Source organism: Roseateles sp., assembly GCF_039929605.1.
Taxonomy (GTDB): domain Bacteria; phylum Pseudomonadota; class Gammaproteobacteria; order Burkholderiales; family Burkholderiaceae_C; genus Pelomonas.
Map to the genome: position 1 here is coordinate 1 of NZ_JBDSQX010000165.1, position 4924 is coordinate 4924.

The following is a 4924-nucleotide window of genomic DNA, read 5'->3' on the forward strand; positions in this document are numbered from 1 at the left end:
GCTGTTCTCGTCCGGCCGGTAGTACTTGGTCCAGGCCTCGAAGCTGGCTGCGCTGAGCGGCTGCACGCGGCGCCCTGGCGCGGCCAGCACGCCGTTGACCGAGGCGCCCAGCAGCTTCAGGTAGCGCGGCGCGTCGATGAGCCCGGCGCGGCGCAGCATCAGCTCGTCGTAGTAGCTCGTGAAGCCTTCGAAGAACCACAGCAACTCGGTGTAGTTCTCGCGCTGGTAGTCGAATCGCACGAACTCCGCCGGACGCAGCCGTTTCACGCTCCAGGCGTGAAAGTATTCGTGGCTGAAGAGGCCGAGCAGTCGCACGTAGTTGTCGCTCGGCACGGCACCTTCGGCAGCTGTCGGCAGCTCACGGCGTGCGCCAATCAGCGCCGTGCTGGCGCGATGCTCCAGGCCACCATGTCCGTCGTCCACGACCCAGAGCAGGAAGCTGTAACGCTGGAAAGGTGCCGTACCCCAGAAGGCGATCTGCGTCTCGCAGATGCGCTGCACGTCAGCCAGCAGACGCTCGCCATCGAAGCTGGGCCAGGCCCCCGCAACGACGATCCGATGCGGCACGCCGGCAGCCATAAACTCCCTCTGCCAGTGCGGGCCGATCTCGAACGGATGGTCGACCAGTTCGTCGTAGCCGGCGGCCTCGAATCCGCCGTCATGATCGCGCATCTCGGTCGCCACGCGCCAACCCTTGGGCACGCGCGCCAGCTCGATGCGATGCATTCCCCCCTCGCGGCCATGCGCACGCAGGCACAGGCTGCTGGCGTTGAAGAAGGCGCGCTGGCTGTCCAGCCAGGCGGTGCGCACCGAGGCATCGAAGGCGTAGACGTCATAACTCAGCGTCAACGCCGCGCGGCCGCTGCAGCGCACACGCCAGCTGGCTTTGTCGAGCTGCTCGACGGCCAGCTCGGTGCTGCCCTGGCGTGCCGTGAGCCCGCTCAGATGCTTGGCGAACTCACGCACGAGGTAGCTGCCCGGGATCCACACCGGCAGGCTGAAGTCTTGCTCGGCCGCCGGGTTGGCCAGCGTCAACGTGACGCGGTAGCGGTGTGCCGAGATGTCGGCCAGCTCGATCCGGTAGCGCGGCCCCGTCATCAGCTGCCCGCTGCGGCGAGGAAGCAGCTCAACGCGGCCACCAGCGTGAGCCGGAAACGCAGCGTCAGCCAGTCGGCGGCGCCCAGCTGCGGATACACGCGGCGGTCGATGACGTAGCAGGCGATCAGCACGCCGCCATGCATGGCCAGGCCGGCGTAGGGCGCCATCAGCACGCCCAGCCAGCCGAGCAGCGCGGCACAAACACCCCAGACGAGCGGTTGGCGCCAGGGCAGGCCGCGAGCGAACGACAGCCCCCAATGGATGCCACCAAGGAAGGCGATGACGAGGCCGGCATAGGCCGACATGGCGAGGCTGACAAAGGCGTGCTGGTCGAGGTCACGGCCGCCGATCAGCCAGATCAGCGCGCAGCCGAGCACGAAAGGGACAAGGCCTGCGTAGCCGAGGCGATGAGCCAGCTCGCGGTTGTCGACGCTCGTCGGCATCAGGACTTCTTGGCCAGTGCAGCCAAGGCCTGCAGACGTTTCTCGAGCTCGACCGCGCCCACGGCGCCGGGGATGCGGTTGCCGTCTTCCAGCACGATGGCCGGCGTGCCGTTGACGTGGATCTTGCGCGAGAGGGCGAGGTTGCGCTCAATGGCCGCGTCATCGCATTTGGCATCGGGCTTGGGCGGCAGTTCGCTCTTGAGCATCCAGCCCAACCAGGCGACCGAGCGGTCCTTGGCGCACCAGATCGCGCGCGTCTTCTCCGGCGAATCGCCGCCCAGGATGGGGATCAGGAAGGTGTAGACCGTCACGTCCTTCATCTCTTGAAGCGATGCCTCAAAGCGCCGGCAATAGCCGCAGTTGGGGTCGGCAAAGACGGCGATACGGCGCTTGCCGTTGCCGTTCTTCCACGTCACCGCGTCCTTGAACGGCAGCGTCGAGAAATCGATACGGTTGAGCTGGTTGACCCTCTCCTCGGTCAGGTTCTTCTTGCCCTTGAGGTCGATGAGCTCCCCTTCGAGGAGGAAGCTGCCAGTGGGGTCGGTGTAACGGACTTCGTTGCCGATGACGACTTCCCACAGCCCCGGCATCGGCGACGGCCGCACCACGTCGAGCTTGGGCGCGTTGGGCATGCGCTCGGCCAGGATTTTGCGAATGCTGGCCTCGTCGACCGTGGGCGCAGCGACCTTGGATGCGACTCGGGCTGAGGGAGGGTCGGGCTCGGCGGCCCAGGCAGGCAGGCAGCCGACGATGAGCAGCCCGGACAAGAAGCGAACGATGGAAGACAACACGATGCGCGGAGAGCCGGTGGAAGGTTAGAGCCCGAGGGCACGCTGGGTCAGCCAGCGCTTGACGGGAGTGAGTTGATTGAGGGCGTCCAGGCCGCGGTTGCGCAGCCCATGGGCGGCCGGCGAGCTGTGGGCGAACAGGCGCTGCAGCACGTCGGTCAGCTCGCCCATGGCTAGCGTTGGCGCCAGGCGCTCACGGGCATAGCGGCGCAGCAGGCGCTCGTCACCGAGCGGCCGCCAGGGTTCACGGTCGGCCAGCACGCGAGCCAGCGCGGCCACGTCACCGAGGCCGAGGTTGAGCCCCTGGCCCGCCAGCGGATGAACGATGTGAGCCGCATCGCCCAGCAGCACCCAGCCGGGGCCGCTGACCGCGTCGGCACGGGCCAACGCGAGGGGCCAGCTTGAGCGCTCGCTGCCCAGCTTGAGCTGGCCTGCCGCGCCGCCCGTGGCCGCATTCAGCTCATGCTCGAAATCCTCCGCAGACAGGGCTTGCAGCTGTTCGGCTTTGGCCCCGACGCAGGACCAGACCAGGCCGTAGGAAGCGCCGGGCGCCGGCTTCTCGAAGGGCAGCAGCGCCAGCACCTCGCCGCCAGGCTGGAACCATTGGCGCGCGACGCCCTGATGCGGGCGATCCGCGCTCAGCCGCGCGGCGAGCGCCCGATGCCCGTAAGGCTGCAGCTTGAACTCGACGCCAAGTGCCGCACGCGCAGCGGATTCACGGCCCTCGCAGAGCGCCGTCAGCGCCGCCGGTGTGGTGTCGGCGACGTTGTGAACATGCGGCGAAAACCGCAGCGCTGTGGCCAGTTGGGCATCCAGCGCGCCGGCATCCACGATGACCGCCAGCTCGCGCAAGCCCTGTTGCCACGCCGAAAAGCTCAACCGCCCGGCCGCCTGGCCCTCGATCGCGTCGCCGCAAACGACCATGTCGTACACCGGGCTGAATGCGTCAGCGGCTAGGCTGCCCCAGACCTTCAGCTCCGTCAGCAACGCCACCGAGGCGGCGTTCAGCGCGTAGGTCCGGACATCGTCCGCTCGTGCTGCCTCGGGTGCACCGGTCATGCCGACACTCAAGCCCTGCGCGGCCAGGCTGAGCGCCAGGCTGCTGCCCACCGCGCCCCGTCCCCGCACCAACACATCCACACTTTGCATGCCGCGATTGTAGGCAGCGGGTATGACCGGATCGGGCCCTGTAATCGTGCACGCAGGCGTGCCACGCCGGTCGACTAAAATCACGCGCTTCGGCGCCGCAGTGCCGGCCGCCCTTCCCCAACGGAACCTCGCCATGAGCCTCAAATGCGGCATCGTGGGCCTGCCCAACGTCGGCAAGTCCACGCTTTTCAACGCCCTGACCAAAGCCGGCATCGCTGCCGAGAACTATCCGTTCTGCACCATCGAGCCCAACGTCGGCATCGTCGAGCTGCCTGACCCGCGCCTCGCGGCCTTGGCCGAGATCGTCAGCCCTGAGCGCGTGCTGCCGGCCGTGGTCGAGTTTGTCGACATCGCCGGACTGGTGGCGGGCGCCAGCAAAGGTGAAGGCCTGGGCAACAAGTTCCTGTCGCACATCCGCGAGACCGACGCCATCGTCAACGTCGTGCGCTGCTTCGAGGACCCGAACGTCATCCACGTCAACGGCCGGATCGACCCGATCTCAGACATCGAGGTGATCCAGACCGAGCTCTGCCTGGCCGACCTGGGCACGGTGGACAAGAGCCTGCACCGCTACAACAAGGTGGCGCGTGCCGGCGACAAGGAGGCGATCGCGCTGGTCAAGGTGCTGGAGAAGTGCGAAGCGGCGCTGAACGAAGCCAAGCCGGTGCGCTCCATCGACTTCAGCAAGGAAGAGCTAGTCATCCTCAAGCCGCTGTGCCTGATCACCGCCAAGCCGGCCATGTTCGTCGGCAACGTGTCCGAGGACGGCTTCGAGAACAACCCGTTTCTCGATCGCCTGCGCGAGTACGCAGACAGCCAGAAGGCGCCCGTCGTCGCTATCTGCGCCAAGACCGAAGCCGAATTGGCCGACATGGCCGATGAAGACCGCGCGCTGTTCCTGGCCGAGATGGGCCAGGACGAGCCCGGCCTGAACCGCCTGATCCGCGCGGCCTTCAAGCTGCTGGGCCTGCAGACCTACTTCACCGCCGGTGTGAAGGAAGTGCGCGCCTGGACCATCCACGTCGGCGACACCGGCCCGCAAGCCGCTGGCGTCATCCACACCGATTTCGAGAAGGGCTACATCCGCGCCCAGACCATCGCCTACGACGACTTCATCAAACACCGCGGCGAACAAGGCGCCAAGGATGCCGGCAAGATGCGCGCGGAAGGCAAGGAATACATTGTCAAGGATGGCGACGTGCTGCACTTCCTGTTCAACGTTTGACCGAAGGCAATTCGGACGTTTCAAAAACCCGCTTTGGCGGGTTTTTTGGTTTTCTGTCGAGCGAAGTGTCGGGAATTGAGGGCCGTCCGCGCGGCGGCAAACACGCCCAATAGGATCGGCATCTAGGTTGAACGGCTTGACGCGTCATGAGGCCGCAAAGCCGTTCAAATTGACTGGTTCGCAGGGCAGGCGGGAGTTTGATTCAAACTCAATCCACGCCA

At 66.6% G+C, this 4924-nt stretch carries 5 protein-coding genes; 1 reads left to right on the forward strand and 4 read right to left on the reverse strand.

Annotation, left to right across the window (positions count from 1 at the left end):
- The 4 genes from ABIS05_RS22210 to ABIS05_RS22225 form a co-directional block, all read right to left on the reverse strand.
- Positions 1–1098 (reverse strand): M61 family metallopeptidase (locus ABIS05_RS22210; RefSeq protein ID WP_407074875.1); only part of this gene is annotated, 1098 nt, incomplete at its 3' end.
- Positions 1098–1541, reverse strand: a complete 444-nt coding sequence (locus ABIS05_RS22215) for a DUF3429 domain-containing protein (RefSeq protein ID WP_348012429.1) — start codon at positions 1539–1541, stop codon at positions 1098–1100. The genes ABIS05_RS22210 and ABIS05_RS22215, both read right to left, overlap by 1 nt.
- Entirely contained in the window at positions 1541–2329 is a 789-nt protein-coding gene (locus tag ABIS05_RS22220) for a DsbC family protein (protein ID WP_348012430.1), read from the reverse strand. The genes ABIS05_RS22215 and ABIS05_RS22220 overlap by 1 nt, the downstream gene beginning before the upstream one ends.
- A gap of 27 nt (positions 2330–2356) precedes the next feature.
- A complete protein-coding gene (locus ABIS05_RS22225; protein WP_348012431.1) occupies positions 2357–3478 on the reverse strand; it encodes an FAD-dependent monooxygenase in 1122 nt (373 codons plus the stop codon).
- A gap of 133 nt (positions 3479–3611) precedes the next feature.
- On the opposite strand from ABIS05_RS22225, the gene ychF reads away from it, so the two are divergent.
- Positions 3612–4703 carry a redox-regulated ATPase YchF gene (ychF, locus tag ABIS05_RS22230; RefSeq protein WP_348012432.1) on the forward strand — a complete coding sequence of 364 codons (1092 nt, stop codon included), beginning with the start codon at positions 3612–3614 and terminating at the stop codon, positions 4701–4703.
- Positions 4704–4924: the final 221 nt, after the last annotated feature.